This window comes from Pseudomonas sp. NPDC089406, assembly GCF_044900265.1.
GTDB lineage: Bacteria > Pseudomonadota > Gammaproteobacteria > Pseudomonadales > Pseudomonadaceae > Aquipseudomonas > Aquipseudomonas fakonensis.
The window spans coordinates 52,947-78,337 of sequence record NZ_JBJDNC010000004.1; the positions used below are offsets into that span (position 1 = coordinate 52,947).

The window sequence follows — 25,391 nt, forward strand, 5'->3', positions numbered from 1 at the left end:
CGTGGATACCCTGATGAAAAAACTCATTGCGGGGCTGCTCGGCCCGCTGCTGCTCGGCGCCTGCGCCTCGATCCCCGAAGCCGACACCGCATTGCCCTGGGACCCCCAGGTGGTCCACGGCCAGTTGGCCAACGGCCTGGCCTACCGCCTGGTGCGCGAAACCTCGCAGCCCGGGCGCCTGGACCTGCGCCTGACGGTCAAGGCCGGCTCCGTGGACGAAGCCGACGACCAGGTCGGCGTGGCGCACATGGTCGAGCACCTGACCTTCCACAGCCGCGCCGGTGGCCAGCAGAAGCTGCGCGAGCGCATGACCGCGCTGGGCTGGGTACAGGGGCGCAACTTCAACGCGGTGACCAACTACGAGCGCACCCAGTACCTGATCGGCCCGCCGGCCGGCGTGCGCCAGGCGCCGCAAGCCTTGCAGGCGTTGGCCGACCTGGCCTTCGCCCGCGACTACAGCGCCGACGACCTCGAACGCGAGCGCCCCATCGTCATCGAAGAGTGGCGCGGCGGCCTGGGCGTGGCCCAGCGCATGAACGAGCAGCGCACCGCCTCGCAGCGGGCCGGCTCTGCCTACCCCGGGCACCGCACCATCGGCAACGAGGCGGCCATCCGCTCGGCCAGCCTGGAAAGCCTCAAGGCTTACCAGTCGCGCTGGTACCTGCCCAACAACATGGTGATCTCGGCGGTGGGCGACTTCGACCCGCAGCAGCTCAAGGCGCAGATCGAACAGGCCTTCGGCCAGGCCAAGGCCGGTGAAGTGCCCAGCCGCGAGCAACGCGAACTGCCACTGGACGACAAACTGAAGATCTTCCGCCTGCAAGACCCGCAATCGGGCAGCAACCAGGTGGCGCTGTTGCTGCGCCTGCACGAACCGGACAGACGTGGCACCTCCTACGCGGCGCTGCGCGAAAAACTGATCGACCGCATGACCCTGAGCGCGCTGCTCGACACCCTGCGCCGTCAGCCCTTACCTGCCGGGGTGCGCAGCCTGACCGCGCAGAAGACCCTGATCGGCGAGCACTCCACGGTGCTGGGCATTGCCGCCGGCGTCGACGGCCAGGCTCACCCGCAGGCCCTGCAGGGGCTGCTGAGCGAAATCGAGCGCCTGCGCCAGCATGGCTTCGCCATGGCCGACATCAAGCGCGAACGTACCGTCATCGCCAAGCTGGCCACCAAAACGGTTAAAAACCAGACGCCGCGCACCTTCGAGCAATGGGTCGAGCAACTGAACAACGCCGCCGTGCAGGACCGCCCGGTAAACGAGCGCGCCGCTGTCGGCCGGCGTTACCAGACAGTGCTGCGTACTGTGAGGTTGAACGACCTCAATGACCGCCTGCAGCTGTGGCTGAACAGCCCCGACCGGGTGCTGCAAGTCAGCGCCCCGGGCACCTCGGCGCTGACCCTGCCGACGGTGGCCGAGGTGCAGGCGCAGCAGGCCGCGCTGGCGGCCCGCAAGCTCGATGCCCCGGTGCGCAAGGCGCCGCCCGCAGCGCCCGTCACCAAGGTGCAAATGCCCGAGGCGCCGGCCTCGGCGCTCATCGTCGAGCGCAAGGCGTTCCCCGAGCAGCAGGTCGAGCACTGGCAGTTGAGCAACGGCGACCGCCTGGTCTGGCTCAAGCGCCCAGGCCCCGAAGGCATGCTGCAGCTGCAAGCCGAGTCGTCCGCCGGTTATCGCCTGGAGGGCGCGCCGGTGTGGCGCGTGCAGATGGCCGCGCAACTGGCTGCGCGCAGCGGCACCCCGGGCATGGCCCCGCAGGCCCTGGCCAACTGGCGCCAGGCCAAGCGCGCCAACCTCAGCCTCGAGCACCAGCCCCAGCGCCTGCAACTGAGCCTGGGCGCGCCGCCCGAGCAGTTGCAGGCCCTGCTGCAAAGCTACCGCGTCAGCCAGGTGGCGAGCATCGACCCTGCGCTGTTCGCCGAGTCCCGCGACGAACTGTTGCAACGCCTGCGCAGCCGCCCGGACGATGTGCGCAGCCGCCAGGACGCCGTGCAGCGCCAGCTCAAGTTCGGCGCCGACCACTGGCAGGCGCCAAGCGCCGAGGCGCTGCAAGCCCTGACCGCCGAGCAACTGAATGCTGACTGGCAGCAACTGGTCGGCGCGCCGGTGACCTACTACCTGATGGGCGATTTGCCCGCCGAACAGCTCGAACCCCTGGTGCGCAGCCTGCTGGCGACCATCCCGCGGCGCGCTGCGCCGCTGGCCAGCCAAGCTGCATTGCAGCAACCCGGCCAGCGCCGTGAAGACCTGGCCATCGCCCTGGAACCGCGCGCGGTGCTGCAAGCCAGCAGCTACCACGACCAGCCCTGGAGCCCGGAAGCCGCCGTGCGTGTGGCAGTGCTGCGCGACCTGGCCAACCAGCGCCTGAAGGCTCAGCTGCGTGGCGAGGCTTCGGGGGTGTACCGCCTGCGCTTTGACAGCGAGCTGAACCCGGACACCCAGCGTGTCGAAAGCAGCCTGAGCTTCACCTGCGACCCGGCCCGGGTGGATGAGCTCTGGGCCATGGCCCAGCGCACCCTGGCCAGCCTGAACGTCGATGAGCAATGGGTGCAGCACGAGCGCCGCGAGCTGCTGCGCCAGGAAGGCAAGCGCCGCGATGACGCCCAGACCCAGTTCAAGCGCCTGGTGCTCAGCGAGCGCCGCTGGCAAGACCCGCGCTACCTGCACACCCAGGCGCAACTGCCCGAAGCGCTGACCCTGGCCGAACTGCAGCAGCAGGCCAGGCAACTGTTCCCCCGCGCCAACCAGGTGCAACTGCGCCTGTTGCCGTCGGCCAGCGCCTTGGAGCAAGCCCGTTGAACACGCTGCGCATCTTCTATCGCCTGTGCCTGCCGTTCTGGCGTGACCGCAGCCAGTGGCGGGCCTGGCTGATGCTGGCTACGGTGATCGGCCTGGGCCTGCTGGTGGTGCAGATCAACGTGCTGATCAACAGCTGGAGCAAGACCTTCTACGACACCCTCACCGCGTTCGATACCCACGCGCTGTACGGGCTGGTGGGGGAGTACACGCTGTACCTGGCGGCCTACGTGCTGATCATCGTGTTCCTCGACTACATCCGCAAAGGCCTGGTGCTGCGCTGGCGCCAGGCGATGACCGGGCGCCTGGCCGACGCCTGGCTGGCCGACCAGGCGTTCTACCGCCTGGGGCTCAACGGCGAGCCGGACAACCCCGACCAGCGGATTGCCCAGGACGTCGACATCATGGTCGATCTGTCCATCGAGCTGGTGGCCTCGCTTGTGATCAACCTGGCCCAGGTCGGCGCCTTCGTGGTGATCCTGTGGAACCTGTCCGGGGTGCAGACCTTCGAGCTGCTCGGTAACAGCTACACCGTGCACGGCTACCTGGTGTGGATCGTGCTGGCCTACACCCTGTTTGGCAGCGTGCTGACCCACCTGATCGGCAAGCCGCTGCACCGCCTGAACTACGAGCGCGAACACCGCGAAGCGGATTTTCGCGCAAGCCTGCTGCGCAAGCGCGACCACGCCGAGCAGATCGCCCTGTACCGTGGCGAGGCCGTGGAGCGCCAGCAACTGGCGCAGCGCTTCGCCGCGATTGCTCAGAACTGGCGCCAGCTGATGGGCCGCGAGCGCGACCTTGGGTTGTTCACCGTCGCCTACCAGCGCCTGAGCCTGATCATCCCGGTGTTTGCCGCGCTGCCGGCGTTCATGGCCAAGGCCATCACCCTCGGTGGGCTGATGCAGATCCGCAGCGCCTTCAATGCCGTGCACGACTCGCTGAGCTGGTTCATCAAGCTGTACAACAAGCTGGTGCGCTGGAGCGCGGCACTGGAGCGGCTTGACCAGTTCGAGCAGGCCATCGCGGCCAGCCGGCGCAGTGCAAGCCAGGCGCCCCGCGGCGAATGCCTGTGCGCGCAGGGCCTGACCCTGTGCCGGCCCGATGGCAGCGTGTTGCTGGGCGATGTGCACCTGCAGGCGCAGCCTGGCCAGTGGTTGCGCCTGGCCGGGCGCAGCGGGCTGGGCAAGTCGACCCTGCTGCGCACCTTGCAGGGCCTGTGGCCGTATTGCCTGGGCGACTGGCAACTGCCCGGCGGGCGCAGCCTGCTGCTGCCGCAAAAGCCTTACCTGGCGCACATGAGCCTGCGCGAGTTGCTGGCTTATCCACAGGTCGCGTCGATGGATGATGTGCAATTGGTCGACGTGCTGGGCCAGGTGGGCCTGGGCGAGCTGATTGGCCAGCTGGACAGGCAGGCGGAGTGGGAGCGGGTGTTGTCAGGTGGCGAGCAGCAGCGCTTGAGCCTGGCGCGGGCACTGCTGTACCGGCCCGATACGCTGTATCTGGACGAGGCGACCAGCCAGTTGGACATCAATAGCGCGAAAGCGCTGTTGCAGATGCTCCGGCGCGAGTTGCCGGGGTGCACGGTGGTGGGCGTGACCCATCAGGAAGGGTTGGCTGCTTTGTTTGAGCGCACGGTGGAGCTGGAACAGGCGGCGCAACCTGCCCCGGCCTGATCGCCGCTCCCGCATGGATTGCAATAACCTCAGGCCAGCGCTGTGCCTGTAGGAGCCGGCTTGCCGGCGATAGGGCCGGCCCAGGCGAAAGCTGGCACCGGCTCTGCCGGTGATCGCCGGCAAGGCCCGTTCGACCTGACATTTTTGCCAGTTTTCCGGCCCTGTAACTGGTGGTGTAGTGAGCCATCTCCACGAGGGTTAGAACCATGTCGAACTTCTTCTGCATCCGTTGCTGGTTGGGCATTGCCCTGGCGTTGCTGCTGACCGCGTGCGCGTCCCCCGGCCAACAGCCCCCAGGGGCCGCCCCCGCCGACGACGCGCTGTTCAGCCTGCAACCTGTGCAGAGCCGGCAGGCCCTGGCGCAAACTCCCGGGGCAAACGCCTACCTGCAGACCCTGCTGCAGAGCCCGGCCAGTGTGGATATCCGCCTGGTGGATGTGCAGGCGCTGCGAGTTGCCGCCAATAACCAGACCCTTTCCATCCCGCTACCGGACGGCAGCACCGCGCGCTTCAAACTGATGCGCATCGACCAGTCCATGCCCGGCATGACTGGCTGGGTCGGCGACATACCGTCGGACCGCAAGCAACGTTTCACGTTACCTGCCGAAGTGGACATGGACCCGTTCAACTGGGTTTCCCTGCTGCGTGAGGGTGACAAGGTAGTGGGCAGCATCCATGTTGCCGGCCAGGCTTACCGCCTCGAGCCCATCGGTGCGGGCAAGCATGTGCTGGTCAAGGTCGATGAGAGCCGCTTGCCTTCGCAAGCAGGTGACACGGTGCAGGGGCCGCCCGGCGGTCAGAAGGCCCCATTGGGGCAGGCGCCAACCTCGAGTCACAGCACCATTCGTGTGCTGCTGGTGACAACCGACGAGTCAAGGGCCAAATTCCCCGATCATCGACTACAGGTGGCCCACGCGTTTCAGTTGGCCAACCAGTTCCTGATCAACAGCCGTGTCGACCTTACCTATGAACTGGCGGGCTTTTTCGATGCCAGCTACAACGGCACGGGGCGTGATCGCGACCAACAGTTGCGGGACCTGAGGTACAGCGACAGGGCGCTGGGCAAAGCTGTTTATGTACAGCGCGACGCGTTGGGCGCGGACTTGGTGGCCATGCTCACCTGGAACATCGAGGGATGTGGTTATGCCTATGTGACCTCGACCAAGCAAACGGCTTATTCATTGTTCGAGTGTTTTGACGGCGTGCTGGCCCACGAGTTGGGCCACAACCTGGGCACGACCCATGAATGGAAGGGTGTCGAAGATGACCGGGGCCCGCCTTACATGTTCGGTTACGGCGTTACCTCGCCAAGGGCGTTCCATACGGTCATGCGCACCTCGCACAAGGCGATTCCGTATTTTTCCAACCCGCGTTTGCAGTTCGACGGCATACCCATGGGCACCGTGGAACATGAAGATGTGGCCAGGCGTTTCAACGAGTACCGCGAAACCGTGGAGAACTTCTACCCCCGGACCTTGACGGTGACTGTGTACGAGCACAGCAACTTCGAAGGTCGCTCCTGCACCTTAGCGCTGGTTGGCACCTCGGGGAAACTCGTTGGCAAGGCCTGCGGTGAGGGGTGGGAGGGCATGATTTCCTCAGCCAGGGTCCATGGCATCACGCCTGATTCCCAGGTCTATTTCCAGACGCCGCGCGGCCGGGCCGAGGAGAGGTACACCAGCCAAAGCTACCAGGGGGATCTGGAGATAGCAGCGTTTGCGAGCACCGACCCGCTGCCAGCAGGGGTTTATCGTGCGCGCGTGGGCGATTCGGTCAACGACAAGATCGATACGGTTTTTTATTGGGATCGAGCTTCTGCGCGGGGCCAGCCGCCAATGGCCCCGCATTGAGCATTTGCCGGTTGCCGTTCAGCCGCGCTGGCTGAACTGCGCCAGCGCCGGCAGCAGCTGCTTGTCGATGGCCTGGCGCACGGCCGGCAAAATGGTCGCGCTGCCGGTGTACATCTGCTCGACCATGCCCTTGAGCGCCTTGGCATTGGGTTCGGTCAGGCCGCGTACCACCACCTCGCAAGCCTGCTCGGCGCTGGCCCCGGCGGGGATGTCGAAGCCCCGGGCGCGCAGGTGGCCCAGCAGGTCGTCCTGGTCAATCAGATCCGCATGCATCATGGCTGTTGCCCCTTTTGTCGCTGTTGTTTGCGACCGATTCTGTGTCGCCTGCGACAGCCCGGCAAGGACAGATTGTCGCGATGGCTGCTTTGGCTAAGAACAGGTCGTTTACGGCTAAATCGGATCGCCGGCAAGCCAGCACACTGGGGCCATTCACGGCACCCGAGGGTTTGGTCACCCTCACTTCTCGCACAGTGGATGTTGCTCGCTCTTGGCCCCGCAAGCTCACGGCTTTGCGGGGTTATTTTTTGCCTGCAAACGCCATCGCGGGGCAAGCCCGCTCCCACGCTGATCTGCGTGGGAGCGGGCTTGCCCCGCGATGGCGTGTTCCGGCTATCCAGGCAGCGCAATCACCCGGCCTGCGAACGCGGCCCCAGGCAAATCCCGCTGCCCCTCCACCAGCCCCGACAGCAACCCGACACTGCGCTCGCCGAACGGCGCCGACTTCGGCCCCGCCAGGTCCACATGCAGCAGCATCTGCTCGCTGGCCGCCAGCGCTTCGTCGAAGCCCTCGCGGTGCAGGCTGTGGTACAGGTGCAGGCGCTTCTTGTCGAAACCGATGATCTGCGTTTGCACCCACACTTCGGTATCGAGCTTCACCTCGTGCAGGTAGTTGATGTGCGCCTCCAGGGTGAACAGCGAATGCCCGCTTTGCCCGCGGGCGTCGGCGTCCAGGCCGATGCGCTCCATCAGCGCATCGGTGGCGTAGCTGAAGATCAGCAAATAGTAGGCGTCGCGCAGGTGGCCGTTGTAGTCGACCCAGTCTTGAGAGACCGCTGTGCGGTAGGTGATCAGTGCGGGCATCGCAGTCTCCTCAGTCGCCGAAGGCCATGCCGTGGCTGGCCTTGCTGGTTTTCACCGCCTCCAGCACTGCCAGCAGGGTGTCGTCGCGGTAGCGCTCCAGCGCAGCGATGCTGCGCTCGCCCAGTTGCTCGGCGGTGCCCTCGACCACATCGTCGATCAGCTTGTCGGTCAGCTCCGGTGCCGGCAGGTAGGTCCAGGGCAGTTTCAGCGCCGGGCCGAACTGCGCCATGAAGTGGCGCATGCCGGCATCGCCGCCGGCCAGGGTATAGGTGAGGAAGGTGCCCATGAACGACCAGCGCAGGCCGGCGCCGAAGCGGATCGCGTCATCGATTTCGCCGGTGCTGGCCACGCCGTCGTTGACCAGGTGCAAGGCTTCGCGCCACAGCGCCTCGAGCAGGCGGTCGGCAATGAACCCGGGCACTTCCTTGCGCACGTGCAGCGGGCGCATCCCCAGGGCGGTGTAGATGGTTTTCGCGGCTTCGATGGCCTCGGGGCTGGTGTGCTTGCCGCCGACGATTTCCACCAGCGGCAGCAGGTACACCGGGTTGAACGGGTGGCCGACCACGCAGCGTTCGGGGTGGCTGGCCGACTCGTAGAACTCGCTGGGCAGAAGGCCCGAGGTGCTGGAGCCGATGATCGCGTTTGGCTTGGCGGCGGCGCTGATCTTTGCGTGCAGTTCGAGTTTGAGCTCCAGCCGTTCAGGGGCGCTTTCCTGGATGAAGTCGGCGTTGCGCACGCATTCTTCGATGGTGGCGACGAAGCTCAGGCGCTCTGGCGAGGCGCCGGGGGCCAGGCCCTGTTTTTGCAGTGCCGGCCAGGCATTAATGATGCGCTTGCGCAGGGCAGCTTCGGCACCGGGGGCCGGGTCCCAGGCGATCACGTCCAGGCCGTGGGCCAGGGCGCGGGCGACCCAGCCGCTGCCGATGACGCCGCTGCCGAGGGCGGCGAAGGTTTTGATGTCGGTGATGAAAGGCATGTGCAACTCCTGTTTGGCTGGGGCCCTGCAGGAGCCGGCTTGCCGGCGATTCAGGCGATGCGATGCCTGGCACCGGCGATGCCGGTGATCGCCGGCAAGCCGGCTCCTACAGGGGGAATGCGTGGATGCGGGTCAGCGGCGCTTGAGGTTCATCTTTTCCCGGCCCTCGGCCGGGCTCAGCACGCGGCCGCCCATGCGGGTGATGATTTCAGCCGCGCGCTCCACCAACTGGCCGTTGCTGGCCAGTACGCCGCGGTCCAGGTACAGGTTGTCCTCCAGCCCCACCCGCACGTTGCCGCCCAGCAGCACGGCTTGTGCAGCCATGGGCATCTGCATGCGGCCGATGCCGAAGCCGGCCCAGGTGACATTGGCCGGCAGGTTATCGACCATGGCTTTCATCGTCGTGGTGTCGGCCGGCGCGCCCCAGGGGATGCCCAGGCACAGCTGGAACAGCGGGTCTTGCAGCAGGCCTTCCTTGATCATCTGCTTGGCGAACCACAGGTGGCCGGTGTCGAAGATCTCAAGCTCGGCCTTGACCCCCAGCTCGGTGATGCGCTTGGCGCCGGCGCGCAGTTGCGCCGGGGTGGACACGTAGATGGCATTGCCGTCGCCGAAGTTGAGGGTGCCGCAGTCCAGGGTGCAGATTTCTGGTAGCAGCGCCTCGACGTGGGCCAGGCGTTCCAGCGGGCCGATCAGGTCGGTGCCGGCGCCGAATTCCATGGGCGTCTCGCCCGGGCCGATCTCCAGGTCGCCGCCCATGCCGGCAGTGAGGTTGACGATGATGTCCACGTCGGCCTCGCGGATGCGCTCCATGACCTCGCGGTACAGCGCCACGTCACGGCTGAAACGGCCGGTTTGCGGGTCGCGAACGTGGCAGTGGACCACCGTGGCACCGGCCTTGGCGGCCTCTACTGCGGCTTCAGCGATCTGTTTCGGGGTGACTGGGACCAGGTGGCTCTTGGCGACCGTGTCGCCGGCGCCGGTAAGGGCGCAGGTGATGATGACGTCGTGGTTCATGGGGGTTCCTTTTGCAGGTCTGGCCCTATCGCTTGTAGGAGCGGCCTTGTGTCGCGAAAGGGGCGCGAAGCGGCCCTGCGCTTTCAGCAGCGCGCACAAAACCCGGGGCTGCTGGCGCAGCCCTTTCGCGACACAAGGCCGCTCCTACAGGCGATGAGGCCCTGTCAGTTGGCGGTGAGCTTGAGGTTTTCAGCAGCCGGCTTGCCATCGAAGGTGGTCACCCCCTCCAGCCAGCGGGCCTTGTCTTCGGGGTGGTCCTTGAGCCACTGGCGGGCCGATTCCAGGGCGTCCTTGTGGTCGAGCAGCGGCTGCATCATGCGGCTCTCGTCCTCGGCGCTGAATTTGAGGTTGGCCAGCAAGCGGTGGGCGTTGGGGCAGCGCTGGGCGTAGTCCGGCGCGGTCACCGTCCACACCGTGGCGCGGCCTTCGTCCGGGCCCAGGGCGTCCTGGCTGTCACCCAGGTAGGCCATGTCGATGTTCACGTTCATCGGGTGCGGCGCCCAGCCGAAGAACACCACGGCTTCCTTGCGCCGTACCGCGCGGTCCACGGCAGCGAGCATGCCGGCCTCGCTGGACTCGACCAGCTGGAACTTGCCCAGGTCGAACTGGTTTTTGCTGATCATCGCCTTGATCTGGGTATTGGCGCCCGAGCCAGGCTCGATGCCGTAGATCTTGCCGCCCAGCTCCTTCTGGAACTTGTGAATGTCGGCGAAGGTTTTCAGGCCCTTGTCGTACAGGTACTTGGGCACCGCCAGGGTGGCGCGGGCGTCTTCCAGGCTGGGTTTTTCCAGCACCTTCACTTGCTGGGCGTCGACGAACGGGGTGATGGTCTGGGTCATGATCGGGTTCCAGTAACCCAGGAACATGTCCAGGCGCTTGTCGCGAATGCCGGCGAAGATGATCTGCTGCGAGGCACTGGTCTGCTTGGTCTGGTAGCCCAGCCCGTCGAGCAGCACCTGGGCCATGGCGCTGGTGGCGATGACGTCGGTCCAGTTGACCACACCCAGGCGCACGTCCTTGCAAGCGGCGGGTTCGGCGGCGAACAGCGGGGTGGCCAGGGTCGAGCTGAGGGCGAGGGATAACAGGCTGCGGCGGACAAAGCGATGCATGGTGGCTCTCCATCGGCAGTACGTATTGTTATAGGGGCGGCCTCTTGCGGACCGTGTAGATACGCTACGCTGGCGCCGGGGTGGAAAATCGCACCCTGGCGACCAACAATTGCACTATGGCGACCACCTTCACGTGGAGCAGGCGATGCCGCAAACCATTCACTTTTTGTTGTTGCCGGGCTTCTCGGCGATGGGCTTCATCAGTGCTCTGGAGCCGCTGCGGGTGGCCAACCGCTTTCGCGGGGCGCTGTACCGCTGGCAGGTGCTGAGCCTGGACGGCGGCGCGGTGCTGGCCAGCAACGGCATGTCGGTGAACGCCGACGGTGCGCTGGCCGAGGCTGGCGCGGCGCAGATGCTGCTGGTGGTGGCCGGCTTCGAGCCGCTGGCCTGCTACGGGGCGGCGCTGCAGCAGGCGCTGCGCCGCCTCGACCATGACAACGTGGTGCTGGGCGGTATCGACACTGGCGCCATGGTGCTGGCCGAGGCCGGCCTGCTCGACGGCCACCGGGCGACCCTGCACTGGGAGGCGCTGGAGGCCTTCAAGGAGCGCTACCCGCGCTTGCAGGCCACGCAAGAACTGTTCGAGCTCGACCGCCGGCGCATCACCTGTGCCGGCGGCACCGCGTCCATCGACCTGATGCTCGACCTGATCGCCCAGGCCCATGGCAGCGAGCTGGCGGTGCAGGTGTCGGAGCAGTTCGTGCTGGGGCGCATTCGCCCGCGCCAGGACCACCAGCGCATGCAGATCGCCACGCGCTTTGGTTTGCGCAACAAGAAGCTGGTGAAGGTGATCGGCGAGATGGAGCGCAATACCGAGCAGCCGCTGAACACGCAGGTACTGGCCGATGCGGTGCAGGTGACCCGGCGTCAGTTGGAGCGATTGTTCCGCCTGCACCTGGACGACACGCCCAGTGGCTTTTACCTGCGCTTGCGCCTGGACAAGGCCCGGCAGCTGTTGCGCCAGACCGAGATGAGCGTGCTGGAGGTGGGGGTGGCGTGCGGGTTCGACTCGGCTTCGTACTTTACCCGCTGCTACCGGGCGCGGTTCGAGCGCTGCCCGCGCGAGGACCGGTTGGCGTCATAAGCTGATGGCCCTATCGTCGGCAAGCCGGCTCCTACAGGTTTACACGATCCACTGTAGGAGCCGGCTTGCCGGCGATAGGGCCGGAACAGGCAATCACTGCTGCCCGATGCCCTGCAGATATTCCGAGCGCTCATCGCTGCGCTGCGCCACGCAGGTATTCCACGCCGCCTCAAAGGCCTTGCTACCCGGCTTTTCGGCATAGGTCTCGACCTTGCAGTCGGCATCGCGCAGTTGCGCCCACAGCTTTTCAGCCGCCTCCATGCGCCCGCTCAGTGCCGCGGCCTTGTCGCTTTCGTCGGCGTACTGGTCGCGGATGCGCTGGATCAGGTCGTCGTAGGCAGCCTTCAGTTCCCGCTCGGCGGTCTGCTTGTTATAGGCGGCGCAGGCATAGCCCTGCTGGTCGGTTTCGACGTTGTCGCAGGGCGTGCTGTCTTCTTCGGCGGCGTGGGCGCCGCATGCTGCGGCCAGCAACACCAGCCATGCCATTGATTTCATCCGTTTTCTCCTGAACAGGCTGACGAATCGCAGGGATTCTCCCTCAGCCAACGCCTGCGCGATAGCTCCCTGACGAAATGTTCATGAAGCCCTTGTCGAGACTGAATCTCATCTGTGAACAGCGTGCCAGAGCGTGCCCTGTCGGCCATTGACGCTTTCGGCAAACCCCCTGTCGTTTTTGCATCGGGGCGCCTTGGAGCACAGGCATATGCTGGCCCCAAAGCACGGGCACACGGCCCGGCGCCCGCAAACTTCAATAAAAGGGGACAGCCTGATGAGCCCAGCCGAACTTCACGCCGACAGCATCGTCATCGACGGCCTGATCATTGCCAAATGGAACCGCGAGCTGTTCGAGGACATGCGCAAGGGCGGGCTCACTGCTGCCAACTGCACGGTGTCGGTGTGGGAGGGCTTCAAGGCCACGGTCGACCAGATCGCCGCCAGCCAGAAGCTGATCCGCGACAACGGCGACCTGGTAATGCCGGTGCGCACCACTGCCGACATCCGCAAGGCCAAGGAACTGGGCAAGACCGGCATCCTCTTCGGCTTCCAGAACGCCCACGCGTTCGAAGATCAGATCGCCTATGTAGACGTGTTCAAGCAACTGGGCGTGGGCATCGTGCAGATGTGCTACAACACCCAGAACCTGGTGGGCACCGGCTGCTACGAGCGCGATGGCGGGCTGTCGGGCTTCGGCCGCGAGATCGTCGCCGAGATGAACCGCGTCGGCATCATGTGCGACCTCTCGCACGTGGGCTCCAAGACTTCCGAGGAAGTCATCCTCGAATCGAAAAAGCCGGTGTGCTACTCGCACTGCCTGCCGTCTGGCCTCAAGGAACACCCGCGCAACAAGTCGGACGAAGAGCTCAAGTTCATCGCCGACCACGGCGGCTTCGTCGGCGTGACCATGTTCGCGCCGTTTTTGGCCAAGGGCATCGACTCGACCATCGACGACTACGCCGAGGCCATCGAGTACACCATGAACATCGTCGGTGAAGACGCCATCGGTATCGGTACCGACTTCACCCAGGGCCACGGCCAGGACTTCTTCGAGTACCTGACCCACGACAAGGGTTACGCCCGCCGCCTGACCAACTTCGGCAAGATCATCAACCCGCTGGGCATCCGCACCGTCGGCGAATTCCCCAACCTCACCGAAACCTTGCTCAAGCGCGGCCACAGCGAGCGCGTGGTGCGCAAGATCATGGGCGAGAACTGGGTCAATGTCTTAAAAGACGTCTGGGGCGAGTAAGCCGCTCTCCAAGCCTGAAAGCCCCTGCCAGCAACGCCGGGGCATCCAAACAAAAAAATTACTGGAGTTGAGTTTCCATGGCCAAGATCGCCCCGCAATTGCCAATCGAAGTCGATACCGAAACCGGCGTATGGACCAGCGACGCCCTGCCGATGCTGTATGTGCCACGGCATTTCTTCGTCAACAACCACATCGGCATCGAAGAAGTACTGGGCGCCGACGCCTATGCCGAGATCCTCTACAAGGCGGGCTACAAGTCGGCCTGGCACTGGTGTGAAAAAGAAGCCGAGTGCCATGGCCTGGAAGGCGTGGCGGTTTTCGAGCACTACATGAAGCGCCTGAGCCAGCGCGGCTGGGGCCTGTTCAAGATCCAGGACATCGACCTGGATAAAGGCACCTGCAGCGTCAAGCTCGAGCACTCGGCGTTCGTGTACGTGTACGGCAAGTGCGGGCGCAAGGTCGACTACATGTTCACCGGCTGGTTCGCCGGTGCCATGGACCAGATTCTCGCTGCCCGCGGCAGCAAGATCCGCACCGTGGCCGAGCAGGTCTACGGCGGGTCGGAAGAAGGCCACGAAGATGGCCTGTTCGTTACAAAGCCGTTGTAAGCCGGAGACCGCGTCATGGCATTCGAAGCAATGTTCCAGCCGATTCAAATCGGCAAACTGACCATCCGCAACCGCGTGCTCAGCACCGCGCACGCCGAGGTGTATGCCACCGACGGCGGCATGACCACCGACCGCTATGTGAAGTACTACGAAGAAAAGGCCAAGGGCGGCATCGGCCTGGCCATCTGCGGCGGCTCGTCGGTGGTGGCCATCGACAGCCCGCAGGAGTGGTGGGCGTCGGTCAACCTGTCCACCGACCGCATCATCCCGCACTTCCAGAATTTGGCTGATGCCATGCACAAGCATGGCGCCAAGATCATGATCCAGATTACCCACATGGGCCGCCGCTCGCGCTGGGACGGCTTCAACTGGCCGACCCTGATGTCGCCGTCGGGCATTCGTGAACCGGTACACCGCGCCACCTGCAAGACCATCGAGGTGGAAGAGATCTGGCGGGTCATCGGCAACTACGCCCAGGCTGCGCGCCGGGCCAAAGAGGGCGGCCTGGACGGCGTCGAGCTGTCGGCGGTGCACCAGCACATGATCGACCAGTTCTGGAGCCCGCGGGTCAACAAGCGTACCGACGAATGGGGCGGCAGCTTCGAAGGCCGCATGAAGTTCGGCATGGAAGTATTGAAGGCCGTACGCGCCGAAGTGGGCGACGACTTCTGCGTAGGCATGCGCATCTGCGGTGACGAGTTCCACCCCGATGGCCTCAGCCACGAGGACATGAAGCAGATCGCCGCCTATTACGACGCCACCGGCATGCTCGACTTCATCGGCGTGGTGGGTTCGGGTTGCGATACCCACAACACCCTGGCCAACGTCATCCCCAACATGAGCTACCCGCCGGAGCCGTTCCTGCACCTGGCGGCCGGCATCAAGGAAGTGGTCAAGGTCCCGGTGCTGCACGCGCAGAACATCAAGGACCCGAACCAGGCCACGCGTATTCTGGAAGGCGGCTACGTCGACATGGTCGGCATGACCCGTGCGCACATGGCCGACCCGCACCTGATCGCCAAGATCAAGATGGGCCAGATCGACCAGATCAAGCAGTGCGTCGGTGCCAACTACTGCATCGACCGCCAGTACCAGGGCCTGGATGTGTTGTGCATCCAGAACGCCGCCACCTCCCGTGAATACATGGGCGTGCCGCACATCATCGAGAAGACCACCGGCGTGAAACGCAAGGTGGTGGTGGTTGGCGCAGGCCCTGCCGGCATGGAAGCGGCCCGCGTGGCTGCCGAACGTGGCCACGACGTGACCCTGTTCGAGAAGAAAGAGCAGATCGGCGGGCAGATCACCATCGCCGCAAAAGCACCGCAGCGTGACCAGATTGCCGGTATCACCCGCTGGTACCAGCTGGAGCTGGCGCGCCTGAAGGTCGACCTGCGCCTGGGCACCGCCGCTGACGTTGCGACCATCCAGGACCTGCGCCCGGACGTGATCGTGCTGGCCGTGGGCGGGCATTCGTTCCTCGAGCAGAACGAGCACTGGGGCGCCGCCGAAGGGCTGGTGGTCAGCAGCTGGGATGTACTGGACGGCAAGGTGGCGCCGGGCAAGAACGTGCTGGTGTACGACACCATCTGCGAATTCACCGGCATGTCGGTGGCCGACTTCATCGCCGACAAGGGCAGCCAGGTCGAGATCGTCACCGACGACATCAAGCCAGGCGTGGCCATGGGCGGCACCACCTTCCCGACCTACTACCGCAGCATGTACCCGAAAGAAGTGATCATGACCGGCGACATGATGCTGGAAAAGGTCTACCGCGAGGGCGACAAGCTGGTGGCGGTGCTCGAGAACGAGTACACCGGCGCCAAGGAAGAGCGGGTAGTCGACCAGGTGGTGGTGGAGAACGGCGTGCGCCCTGACGAGCAGCTGTACTACGCGCTCAAGGACGGCTCGCGCAACAAGGGCCAGATCGACGTGGAGGCGCTGTTCGCCATCAAGCCGCAGCCGATTCTCAGCCAGCCGGGCGAGGGCTACCTGCTGTACCGCATCGGCGACTGCGTGGCCCAGCGCAACGTGCATGCGGCGATCTACGACGCCTTGCGCCTGTGCAAGGATTTCTGATCGCACCGCCTTTCTAGTGGCGGGACTGGCCCCCCTGTAGGAGCGGCCTTGTGTCGCGAAAGGGTCGCGAAGCGGCCCCAGCATTCTCAGCGTTGATGAATAGCCGGGGCCGCTTCGCAGCCCTTTCGCGACACAAGGCCGCTCCTACAGGGGTCCGCGCCGCCCTTGAGGTGGCGCACGATTCCAGCTGTTGTGGGAGCCTCCCATGTTGAACACCCTTCTACCCATCCTGCTGTTCGCCGCCCTCGCCCTGGCGGTGCTTGGCGCTGCGCGCCGGGTGCGCATGTGGCGGCGCGGGCGGCCGAGCCAGGTCAACCTGCTGGCCGGCCTGCTGGCCATGCCGCGGCGCTACCTGGTGGACCTGCACCACGTGGTCGAGCGCGACAAGTACATGTCCAAGACCCACGTGGCCACCGCTGGCGGCTTCGTGCTGTCGGCCGCGCTGGCGATCCTGGTGCATGGCTTCGGCCTGCAGAGCAAAATCCTCGGCTACGCGCTGCTGGTGGCCACGGTGATCATGTTCACCGGCGCGCTGTTCGTCTTCAAACGCCGCCTCAACCCGCCCTCGCGCCTGTCCAAGGGCCCGTGGATGCGCCTGCCGAAAAGCCTGCTGGTGTTCGCCGCGAGCTTCTTCATCGCCACCTTGCCAGTGGCCGGCATCCTGCCTGCCGACACCGGCGGCTGGGTGATGGTCGCTATTCTCGGTTTGGGCGTTATGTGGGGCGTGTCCGAGCTGTTCTTCGGCATGACCTGGGGCGGGCCGATGAAGCACGCCTTCGCCGGTGCCCTGCACCTGGCCTGGCACCGCCGCGCCGAGCGCTTCGGCGGCGGCCGTTCCACCGGCCTCAAGCCGCTGGACCTGGAAGACCCCAACGCGCCGCTGGGTGTGGAAAAACCAGTGGACTTCACCTGGAACCAGCTGCTGGGCTTCGACGCCTGCGTGCAGTGCGGCAAATGCGAGGCCATGTGCCCGGCCTTTGCCGCCGGCCAGCCCTTGAACCCGAAAAAGCTCATCCAGGACATGGTCATTGGCCTGGCCGGTGGCACCGACGCCAAATTTGCCGGCAGCCCGTACCCCGGCAAGCCGCTGGGCGAGCACGGCGGCCACCCGCACCAGCCGATCGTCAACGGCCTGGTGGACGCCGAAACCCTGTGGTCGTGCACCACCTGCCGCGCCTGTGTGGAAGAGTGCCCGATGATGATCGAGCACGTTGACGCCATCGTCGACATGCGCCGCCACCTGACGCTGGAAAAAGGCGCCACCCCGAACAAGGGCGCCGAGGTGCTGGACAACCTGATCGCCACCGACAACCCCGGCGGTTTCGCGCCGGGCGGGCGGATGAACTGGGCGGCCGACCTCAACCTGAAACTGCTGTCAGAGGTGAAAACCACCGAGGTGCTGTTCTGGGTCGGTGATGGCGCCTTCGACATGCGCAACCAGCGCACCCTGCGTGCCTTCGTCAAGGTGCTCAAGGCCTCGGGCGTGGACTTTGCCGTGCTCGGCCTTGAAGAGCGCGACAGCGGCGACGTGGCCCGGCGCCTGGGCGATGAAGCGACCTTCCAGCAACTGGCCAAGCGCAATATCCAGACCTTGGCCAAGTACCGCTTCCAGCGCATCGTCACCTGCGACCCGCACAGCTTCCATGTACTGAAAAACGAATACGGCGCCCTGGGCGGCGAGTACCAGGTGCAGCACCACAGCACCTACATTGCCGAGCTGATCGCAGCAGGCAAGCTCAACCTCGGCCAGCACAAGGGCGGCAGCGTCACCTACCACGACCCGTGCTACCTGGGCCGCTACAACGGCGAATACGAAGCCCCGCGCGACGTGCTCAAGGCCCTGGGGATCGAGGTGCGCGAAATGCAGCGCTCGGGCTTCCGTTCGCGCTGCTGCGGCGGTGGCGGCGGTGCGCCGATCACCGACATCCCGGGCAAGCAGCGTATCCCCGACATGCGTATGGACGACATTCGCGAAACCGAGGCCGAGCTGGTTGCCGTGGGTTGCCCGCAGTGCACCGCCATGCTTGAAGGCGTGGTCGAACCGCGCCCGCAGATCAAGGACCTGGCCGAGCTTGTGGCCGACGTGCTGATCGAAGACCAAACCCCGGCCGCCGCCAAGTCGCAGCCGGCCAAACGTGAACCTGCGGAGGTGCACTGATGAGCGACATCATCCGCCGCGACCCACGCGCCGAGTGGATCGCCCGTAACCGCCTGCACCCGCTGCACGCGGCCATGCAAACACAGCAAACCAGCTGGATGGGCCCCAACGGGTTGATGCGCAAGAACCCGCATGCCATCGCCGCCGGCTTCACCGGCCCGGCCGGGCTCAAGCGCATCGACCGCAGCGGTGCCCAGCAGGGCACTGGCGTCGGCGGCCGGCGTACTGCCGCCGCCGAAGTGCAGCTGCCGCTGCATCAGGTGGCGGAGCCTGCGTTCTACATTGCCGTGGTACCAGATATGGTCGGTGGCCGCCTGGGCAGCCACGACCGCGACCTGCTGGGCCTGGCCCACAGCCTGGCCGGCAGTGACGGCGCGGTGCTGGCCATCGTGTTCGGCGAACACAAGGAAAGTAACTTTTCCACAGCCGGCGTCGACCGGGTGCTGGTCATCGAGGGCGAGGCTTTCGAGGGGTATGCACCGGAGCAACTGGTTCAGGGCCTGCGGGCTGTGGATAACCAGTTCGCCCCGCGCCACTGGCTGTTGCCCGACAGCCGCACCGGTGGCGGCGAACTGGGCCGACGCTTTGCTGCCGCCCTGGGCGAGCGCCCGGCCACACGGGTGTGGCAGGTCAAGGACGGCCAGTGCATCGGCCGTGCCGGCGCCGGCCAGCAGGATATCCAGCGCCAGTTGCCACGGCTGATTCTGGCCGCCGCCGAATGTGCGGAGCCGGTCAGCGAAACCCGCCACGAAGCCTTGGCAGTGGAGTTGTCCACAGGTGTGGCGCGCAGCCTGTCGCGTATCGAAGACCTGGGTTCGGTGGCCGTGGACCCGGCCGCCATCGCCATGGCCGAGGCCGAGTTCATCGTCTCGGGCGGCAACGGCGTGAAGGACTGGGAGCTGTACCACCAGGCCACCGCAGTGCTGGGCGCCACCGAAGGCGCCTCGCGGGTGGCGGTGGACGACGGCTTCATGCCGCGCAACCGCCAGGTGGGCGCCACCGGTACCTGGGTCACGGCGCGGGTGTATGTGGCTGTGGGTATCTCGGGCGCCATCCAGCACCTGCAGGGCATCGGTGCCTGCGACAAGGTGGTGGCGATCAACATGGACCCGGGCTGCGACATGATCAAGCGGGCCGACCTGTCGGTGATTGGCGACAGCTCGGCGATTCTCAAGGCACTGATCGAGGCTGTGGACAACTTCCGCAGCGGCGGCCAGCGCGACGCGGCATAAGGGCACAAGCATGACTACCAAAGTGATCAGCCTGGTTTCCATCGGTGCCCACCCAAGCTCCGGCCGCGCCCGCCGCGCCGAGCAGGACGCCCGCGCCGTGGAGCTGGGCTTGCAGCTGGCTGGGGATAACTTGCAGGTGGTGCATGCCGGCGACCCCCATGAAGAGGCGCTGCGCGCCTATTTGGGCATGGGCCTGGAGCACCTGGACGTGCTCGAGCAGCCGGCTGGCGCCGATGTGCTCGGTGTGTTGGGTGAATATTTGCGCGATGCTGGCGCCCAGCTGGTGCTGACCGGTAGCCAGGCCGAGACTGGCGAGGGCTCGGGCATGCTGCCGTTTCTGCTGGCCGAGAAGCTTGGCTGGCCGCTGGTGGTGGGCCTGGCCGAGGTGGAATCGATCGAAAACGGCACCGCCCAGGTGCTGCAGGCCCTGCCACGGGGCCAGCGGCGCCGGCTGAAAGTACGCCTGCCGTTGCTGGCGACTGTGGATAACGCGGCGCCCAAGCCGCGCCAGAGCGCGTTTGGCCCGGCGCGGCGTGGTGTGCTGGCGGCGCATGATGTGGCAGTGGTGGATGACCCGGTGCTCGGCGATGAAGCCCTGCAACCGGCGCGCCCAAGGCCCAAGCGGCTCAAGGTGATCAAGGCCAAGAGCGGCGCTGACCGTATGAAGGCGGCCACGGCCAAGGCCAGTGGCGGCGGGGGCAAGGTGCTCAAGGATGTATCTGCACAGGAAGGCGCAGAAGCCATCCTCAAGCTGCTGGTGGAGGAGGGGGTTTTGCGCTGAGCAAGGCCCCAGGTGCTGCACGGTCCCGTGTAGGAGCGGCCTTGCCGGGACGCCGGACCGGCCGGAAAGGGGCGCGAAGCGGCCCCAGGATCTGCGCATCATGCAAGATTGCCGGGGCCGCTCTGCGGCCCTTTCGCGACACAAGGCCGCTCCTACAGGGGGCGTGCATTTTGCCCACCAAATCTGTTCGCCAAGCTGTGGGTAAAGTGTTTGCGCTTCGCTACAGCCCTCTAGAATCAAGCTCTCTAGCGCTTTGATCAATTAATGATCAGCGCAACCCTGAGCTTTCCCGCTCGCCATCGCCTCACTTGCCCACAATCGCTGTTGGCGCCTCTGTGGATAATATGTTCGGCAACCGCTGGAGCCCTTGCAATCAGAGGCTTGCAGTGAATTGTTCAATAAATGACCAAAGCACTGTAATTATGCTTCAACATCCTGATTTTCAAGGGACGAAGCAGATTATCCACAGTGCTTTTGCCGTTGCTCTGCGAGTGCCCACAAAATCTGTTGGCGTGTCTGTGGACAAGGTGTTTGGTATCGGCTGTAAGCCCCGTTTTTAAAGGCTTGCAATGGTTTGATCAAATAATGATCAAACCACCAGATCAGGGTTCTGGACAACTGTCCACAGCCTTTGCTGAACAAGTCTGTGGATAACCTGTCGATTTCCTCTGGATCAACCTGTAAAAACGCCACGACCGATCACTCGGCCGTGGCGCTTTTTCAAGCCTTGGGGTGTTTTACTGCGCCTTGACTTCCTTCAAGTAAGGCGCTGGCTCCGCCCCCAGGTTTTCCAGTACACGCTGGCTGTACCAGTCGATGAAGTTGACCACGCCGAACTCGTAGGTTTTCGAGTAAGGGCCAGGTTGGTAGGCGGTGGAGTTGATCCCGCGCTGGTTCTCTTCGGCCAGGCGGCGGTCCTGGTCGTTGGTGGCGTCCCACACCTTGCGCATGCGCTCGGGGTCGTAGTCCACGCCTTCGACGGCGTCCTTGTGCACCAGCCACTTGGTGGTGACCATGGTTTCCTGGGCGCTGATCGGCCACACGGTGAACACGATCATGTGGTCGCCCATGCAGTGGTTCCACGAGTGCGGCAGGTGCAGGATGCGCATCGAGCCGAGGTCCGGGTTCTTGATGCGGCCCATCAGCTTCTGGCAGGCCTGCTTGCCGTCCATGGTCATCGACACGGTGCCCTTGAGCAGCGGCATGCGCACGATGCGGTTACGCAGGCCGTGGCTCTTGTGCAGGTAAGGGATTTTCTCGGCGTCCCAGGCGGCGGCAGAGGCGGCCACGTGGTCCTTGAATTCCTGGCTGGCGCGCGGGTCGTTGGTGTCGTCCCATTCCAGCAGGGTTTGCAGCAGCTCCGGGTGCGAGCCCGAGCAGTGGTAGCACTCGCGGTTGTTTTCCAGCACCAGCTTCCAGTTGGCCTTTTCCATCAAGGTGGTGTGCACCGCCACCTTGGTGTTTTCCATGTCGTACGGTTCCATGTAGTGCTCAAGGGTTGCCAGGAACTCGTCGATGGCTGGCGGGTTCTCGGCCAGGCTGATGAAGATGTAGCCGCCGGCCACTTTTACCTGCACAGGCTTGAGGCCGTATTCCTTCATGTCGAAGTCGGCGCCCATTTCGGTACCGGCGAACAGCAGGCGGCCGTCCAGTTCGTAGGTCCACTGGTGGTAGTGGCAGACCAGCTTGGCCACCTTGCCCTTGTCGCTGACGCACAGGCGCGAGCCGCGGTGGCGGCAGACGTTGTGGAAGGCATGCACCTTGCCCTCGGCACCGCGCACCACCAGGATCGGGTTCTTGCCGATCTGCAGGGTGATGTAGTTGCCCTTGGCCGGAATCTCGCAGGTCATGCCGGCGATCAGCCACTCTTTCTGGAAGATCTCCTGCATGTCGATCTGGAACAGACGCTCGTCGGTATAGAACGGTTGCGGCAGCGAGTAGGTGCGCTCGCGGGTCTGCAGCATCTCGGCGGTGGCCTTGCGTGCAGGTTCCAGTGGATCGCCCAGGCTCAGGGTTGCGGTGACGTCCATCGTGTATTCCTCGGGGCCGCGTGCGGCCGGCAAAAGGTGGCTAATCGTTGTTGTGGTTGCCGCAAGGCTGTTCACTTCAAACAGCTCGTTGTTTTGCCGTGGAGTGTGCGTTCGAAGCGTGCGCGAACCATATCCATGGGCGACATGGCCGAATCGAATTCCGACTCGGTAACCCTTGCCAGGTGGGGCTGGTCGCGATAAGTACGCCGATGTCGTGGATGGGAATGTACGACGCCCCGGGAGTGCGCATTATCGCAGCCATAAGAAAGGCCGATCGTCGGCTGCTGGAGATGAACATGTCCGATACCTTCCTCAATCCGGTCACCACCCAGACCTGGGCCAATGGCCGCCACATCGTGCGCTGCGTCAAGGTCATCCAGGAGACCTGGGACGTGCGCACCTTCTGCTTCATGGCTGACCAGCCGATCATGTTCTTCTTCAAGCCCGGGCAGTTCGTCACCCTGGAGCTGGAGATCGAAGGCAAACCGGTGATGCGTTCGTACACCATCTCAAGCTCGCCGTCGGTGCCCTACAGCTTCTCGATCACGGTCAAGCGCGTGCCGGGCGGGCTGGTGTCGAACTTCCTCCACGACACCATGCACGAAGGCGCGGAGCTGCCGGTGCACGGGCCGGTGGGGCTGTTCAACGCCATCGACTTCCCGGCGGGCAAGGCGCTGTATTTGTCTGGCGGTGTCGGCATCACCCCGGTGATGTCCATGGCCCGCTGGTTCTACGACACCAACGCCAACGTCGACATGGTGTTCGTGCACAGCGCCCGCTCGCCCAAGGACATCATCTACCACCGCGAGCTGGAACAGATGGCTTCGCGCATCCCCAACTTCAGCCTGCACATCATCTGCGAGAAGCACGGGCTGGGTGAGCCGTGGGCCGGCTACCGCGGCTACCTGAACCAGCGCCTGATGGAGCTGATCGCCCCGGACTACATGGAGCGCGTGGTGTTCTGCTGCGGCCCGACGCCCTACATGACGGCGGTCAAGCGCATGCTCGAGGCGGTCGGCTTCGACATGAAGAACTACCACGAAGAGTCGTTCGGGGCTACGCCGCCAGAGGCCAAGGCCGATGCCGTGGAGCACGCCGAGGCTGCGGCCGATGCGCCGGAAGTGGACCTGGCCGACCTCAACCTGGTGGAGTTCGTCGGCAGCGACAAGAGCATCCGCGTGGCGCCGGGCGAGACCGTGCACGCAGCCGCCGCCAAGGTCGGGCTGATGATCCCCAAGGCCTGCGGCATGGGCATCTGCGGCACCTGCAAGGTGCTCAAGCTGGGCGGCGAGGTGGAGATGGAGCACAACGGCGGCATCACCGAAGACGATGAAGCCGAGGGCTACATCCTGTCGTGCTGCAGTGTGCCGAAGGGGGATGTGCGGATCGAGTATTGATCCGCAATGGCCGGGGCTGCTGCGCAGCCCAATCGCCGGCAAGCCGGCTCCTACAGGTTTTGCATCTCCCTGTAGGAGCCGGCTTGCCGGCGATTGGGCCGCAAAGCGGCCCCTGTTATTTCAGGTGCGGAAACGCGCTACCAGGCCATTGAGGTCCACGGCCAAGCGCGAAAGCTCGGCACTCGCCGCGCTGGTCTGATGCGCCCCGGTGGCGCTCTGCACCGACAGGTCGTTGATGTTCACCAGGTTGCGGTCCACTTCGCGGGCCACCTGGGCCTGCTCTTCGGCGGCGCTGGCGATTACCAGGTTGCGCTCGTTGATCTGGCCCACGGCCGAGGCGATGGTGTCCAGCGCAAGGCCGGCGCCCTTGGCGATGTTCAGGGTCGATTCGGCGCGCTCGGTGCTGGTGCGCATCGAGTCCACCGCCTGTTCGGTGCCGCCCTGGATGCTGCCGATCATCCGCTCGATTTCGCTGGTGGATTGCTGGGTGCGGTGCGCAAGCGCCCGCACTTCGTCGGCCACCACGGCAAAGCCACGGCCGGCTTCACCGGCACGGGCCGCCTCGATGGCCGCGTTGAGCGCCAGCAGGTTGGTCTGGTCGGCCAGGCCGCGGATCACGTCCAGCACCTTGCCGATGTCGCGGGACTGCTCGGCCAGGTGAGTGATCAGCTTGGCGGTGGCCTGCACGTCGCCGCTCATGCGCTCGATGGCGCCGACGGTTTCCATTACCAGGTCGCGGCCATCGCCGGCCGAGCGGCTGGCTTCGCTGGAGGCTTCCGAGGTGCTCACCGCGTTGCGCGCCACTTCCTCCACCGCGCTGGTCATTTCGGTGACGGCGGTGGCGGCCTGCTCGATTTCGTTGTTCTGCTGCTGCAGGCCACGTGCGCTTTCGTCGGTGACGCTGTTCAGTTCTTCGGCGGCCGAGGCTAGCTGGGTGGCGGAACCGGCAATCAGTTGCAGGGTGTCACGCAGCTTGTCCTGCATCTTGGCCATGGCCTGCAGCAGGCGCGCGGCTTCGTCGGTGCCGTCGGGGCGAATGGTCTGGGTGAGGTCGCCCTCGGCGATCTGCTCGGCGGCGTGCAGCGCTTCGTCGATGGGTTTGACGATGCTGCGGGTGAGCAGGAAGGCGAACAGCAAGGTCAGCACGGTGGCCGCCACCAGCAGGCCCACCACCAGGGCGAAGGTGCTGGCGTACTGGCTGGCGGCCTTGGCGTTGGTGTCGGCGGTCTGGTTGGTGTTGATCTCGACCAGCTTGTCCATGACCTTGTTGATCTGCTCGGAGTTGCTCAGCAGTTCGCTGTTGAGCAGGTCGCGCAATTCATCCACCTGGCCGGCCTGGCTCAGGCTGCGCAGGCGCGACTCGAGCTGGCGGTATTGGCTGAGCAACATGACGTACTGGTCGAAGGCGGCCTTTTCGTCGCCGGCAGCGATCAGCGGCTCGTAGGCGCGCCGGGCTTTGTCGATTTGTGCGTTGCGCTCTTCGAGCAGGCGCAGGGTGTCTTGCAGGGTGGCCGGCTCGCGGTTGAGCAGCAGGCGGTAGGACAGGGTGCGCAGGCGCAGGTTGAGGGCGGTCAGTTCGTCGAGGGTCTTGATGCTGGGCACGCTGACCTGTTCGATGATCACGCCGGCCTGGCGGATGTTGCCCATCTGCACCAGCGAGAAAATACCCAGGCCGAGCATCAGCAGGCCGATCACGGAGAAACCCAGCAGCGCACGCGGGGCGATGTTCATGTTGCGTAGGGACATGGAGGGGATACCCAGGCAGTAAGGGGGGCC

At 65.1% G+C, this 25,391-nt stretch carries 19 protein-coding genes and 1 pseudogene; 11 read left to right on the top strand and 9 right to left on the bottom strand.

Annotated elements, in window-relative coordinates:
• The first annotated feature begins 13 nt into the window (after positions 1-13).
• The 3 genes from ACI2KK_RS04050 (at position 14) to ACI2KK_RS04060 (ending at position 6,320) form a co-directional block, all read left to right on the top strand.
• Positions 14-2,800 (top strand): M16 family metallopeptidase, encoded by a 2,787-nt coding sequence (locus ACI2KK_RS04050; RefSeq protein WP_404667963.1) that lies wholly within the window; start codon positions 14-16, stop codon positions 2,798-2,800.
• Positions 2,797-4,470 (top strand): ABC transporter ATP-binding protein/permease, encoded by a 1,674-nt coding sequence (locus ACI2KK_RS04055; RefSeq protein ID WP_404667964.1) that lies wholly within the window; start codon positions 2,797-2,799, stop codon positions 4,468-4,470. Before ACI2KK_RS04050 ends, ACI2KK_RS04055 begins: the two co-directional genes overlap by 4 nt.
• Positions 4,471-4,676: 206 nt before the next feature.
• On the top strand, positions 4,677-6,320 hold the full coding sequence (locus ACI2KK_RS04060; RefSeq protein WP_404667965.1) for a M12 family metallo-peptidase: 1,644 nt from the start codon (positions 4,677-4,679) through the stop codon (positions 6,318-6,320).
• Between the two features lie 18 nt (positions 6,321-6,338).
• Here ACI2KK_RS04060 and ACI2KK_RS04065 read toward each other — a convergent pair whose 3' ends face one another.
• The 5 genes from ACI2KK_RS04065 to choX form a co-directional block, all read right to left on the bottom strand.
• Positions 6,339-6,596, bottom strand: a complete 258-nt coding sequence (locus ACI2KK_RS04065; RefSeq protein ID WP_369989221.1) for a hypothetical protein — start codon at positions 6,594-6,596, stop codon at positions 6,339-6,341.
• Between the two features lie 333 nt (positions 6,597-6,929).
• The gene (locus tag ACI2KK_RS04070) at positions 6,930-7,400 is read right to left on the bottom strand and encodes a thioesterase family protein (protein ID WP_404667966.1); all 471 of its coding nucleotides are present in this window, start codon (positions 7,398-7,400) and stop codon (positions 6,930-6,932) included.
• Between the two features lie 10 nt (positions 7,401-7,410).
• Positions 7,411-8,376, bottom strand: a complete 966-nt coding sequence (locus ACI2KK_RS04075; protein ID WP_404667967.1) for an L-carnitine dehydrogenase — start codon at positions 8,374-8,376, stop codon at positions 7,411-7,413.
• Between the two features lie 132 nt (positions 8,377-8,508).
• Positions 8,509-9,393, bottom strand: a complete 885-nt coding sequence (locus tag ACI2KK_RS04080) for a 3-keto-5-aminohexanoate cleavage protein (protein ID WP_404667968.1) — start codon at positions 9,391-9,393, stop codon at positions 8,509-8,511.
• A 164-nt stretch (positions 9,394-9,557) separates the two neighbouring features.
• Positions 9,558-10,502, bottom strand: a complete 945-nt coding sequence (gene choX, locus ACI2KK_RS04085) for a choline ABC transporter substrate-binding protein (protein ID WP_404667969.1) — start codon at positions 10,500-10,502, stop codon at positions 9,558-9,560.
• 145 nt (positions 10,503-10,647) lie between these two features.
• Here choX and ACI2KK_RS04090 point away from each other — a divergent pair, with 145 nt between their 5' ends.
• Positions 10,648-11,586 carry a GlxA family transcriptional regulator gene (locus ACI2KK_RS04090; RefSeq protein ID WP_404667970.1) on the top strand — a complete coding sequence of 313 codons (939 nt, stop codon included), beginning with the start codon at positions 10,648-10,650 and terminating at the stop codon, positions 11,584-11,586.
• A 93-nt stretch (positions 11,587-11,679) separates the two neighbouring features.
• Here the strand turns inward: ACI2KK_RS04090 and ACI2KK_RS04095 are convergent, their stop codons facing one another.
• Positions 11,680-12,081: a lysozyme inhibitor LprI family protein gene (locus ACI2KK_RS04095; RefSeq protein ID WP_404667971.1), complete on the bottom strand. Its 402-nt coding sequence runs from the start codon at positions 12,079-12,081 to the stop codon at positions 11,680-11,682.
• A gap of 274 nt (positions 12,082-12,355) precedes the next feature.
• On the opposite strand from ACI2KK_RS04095, the gene ACI2KK_RS04100 reads away from it, so the two are divergent.
• The 6 genes from ACI2KK_RS04100 to ACI2KK_RS04125 all read left to right on the top strand — a co-directional run bounded on the left by ACI2KK_RS04100 (position 12,356) and on the right by ACI2KK_RS04125 (position 20,188).
• Complete coding sequence (locus tag ACI2KK_RS04100) at positions 12,356-13,333, top strand: dipeptidase (protein WP_033703163.1); 978 nt, start codon at positions 12,356-12,358, stop codon at positions 13,331-13,333.
• Positions 13,334-13,410: 77 nt separating this feature from the next.
• Entirely contained in the window at positions 13,411-13,941 is a 531-nt protein-coding gene (locus ACI2KK_RS04105; RefSeq protein ID WP_217841399.1) for a DUF5943 domain-containing protein, read from the top strand.
• Positions 13,942-13,956: 15 nt separating this feature from the next.
• A complete protein-coding gene (dgcA, locus tag ACI2KK_RS04110; RefSeq protein WP_217841400.1) occupies positions 13,957-16,017 on the top strand; it encodes an NADH:flavin oxidoreductase in 2,061 nt (686 codons plus the stop codon).
• Positions 16,018-16,222: 205 nt separating this feature from the next.
• Positions 16,223-18,175 (top strand): dimethylglycine demethylation protein DgcB, encoded by a 1,953-nt coding sequence (gene dgcB, locus ACI2KK_RS04115; protein ID WP_404667972.1) that lies wholly within the window; start codon positions 16,223-16,225, stop codon positions 18,173-18,175.
• Positions 18,175-19,407 carry an electron transfer flavoprotein subunit alpha/FixB family protein gene (locus ACI2KK_RS04120; protein WP_404667973.1) on the top strand — a complete coding sequence of 411 codons (1,233 nt, stop codon included), beginning with the start codon at positions 18,175-18,177 and terminating at the stop codon, positions 19,405-19,407. Before dgcB ends, ACI2KK_RS04120 begins: the two co-directional genes overlap by 1 nt.
• Before the next feature lie 10 nt (positions 19,408-19,417).
• Positions 19,418-20,188, top strand: a complete 771-nt coding sequence (locus tag ACI2KK_RS04125; protein WP_404667974.1) for an electron transfer flavoprotein subunit beta — start codon at positions 19,418-19,420, stop codon at positions 20,186-20,188.
• Between the two features lie 737 nt (positions 20,189-20,925).
• Here the strand turns inward: ACI2KK_RS04125 and gbcA are convergent.
• Positions 20,926-22,218, bottom strand: coding sequence for a glycine-betaine demethylase subunit GbcA (gene gbcA / locus ACI2KK_RS04130; protein ID WP_404667975.1), 1,293 nt, complete (start codon positions 22,216-22,218; stop codon positions 20,926-20,928).
• Positions 22,219-22,514: 296 nt separating this feature from the next.
• Here gbcA and gbcB point away from each other — a divergent pair, with 296 nt between their 5' ends.
• Positions 22,515-23,615: a hybrid-cluster NAD(P)-dependent oxidoreductase gene (gene gbcB / locus ACI2KK_RS04135; protein WP_217841406.1), complete on the top strand. Its 1,101-nt coding sequence runs from the start codon at positions 22,515-22,517 to the stop codon at positions 23,613-23,615.
• A 120-nt stretch (positions 23,616-23,735) separates the two neighbouring features.
• On the opposite strand, the gene ACI2KK_RS04140 is transcribed toward gbcB, so the two are convergent.
• On the bottom strand, positions 23,736-24,608 hold the full coding sequence (locus ACI2KK_RS04140; protein WP_369992088.1) for a methyl-accepting chemotaxis protein: 873 nt from the start codon (positions 24,606-24,608) through the stop codon (positions 23,736-23,738).
• Positions 24,591-25,361: pseudogene (locus ACI2KK_RS04145) on the bottom strand (MCP four helix bundle domain-containing protein); the annotation flags it as partial. The pseudogene ACI2KK_RS04145 and the gene ACI2KK_RS04140, both read right to left, overlap by 18 nt.
• Positions 25,362-25,391 lie beyond the last annotated feature (30 nt).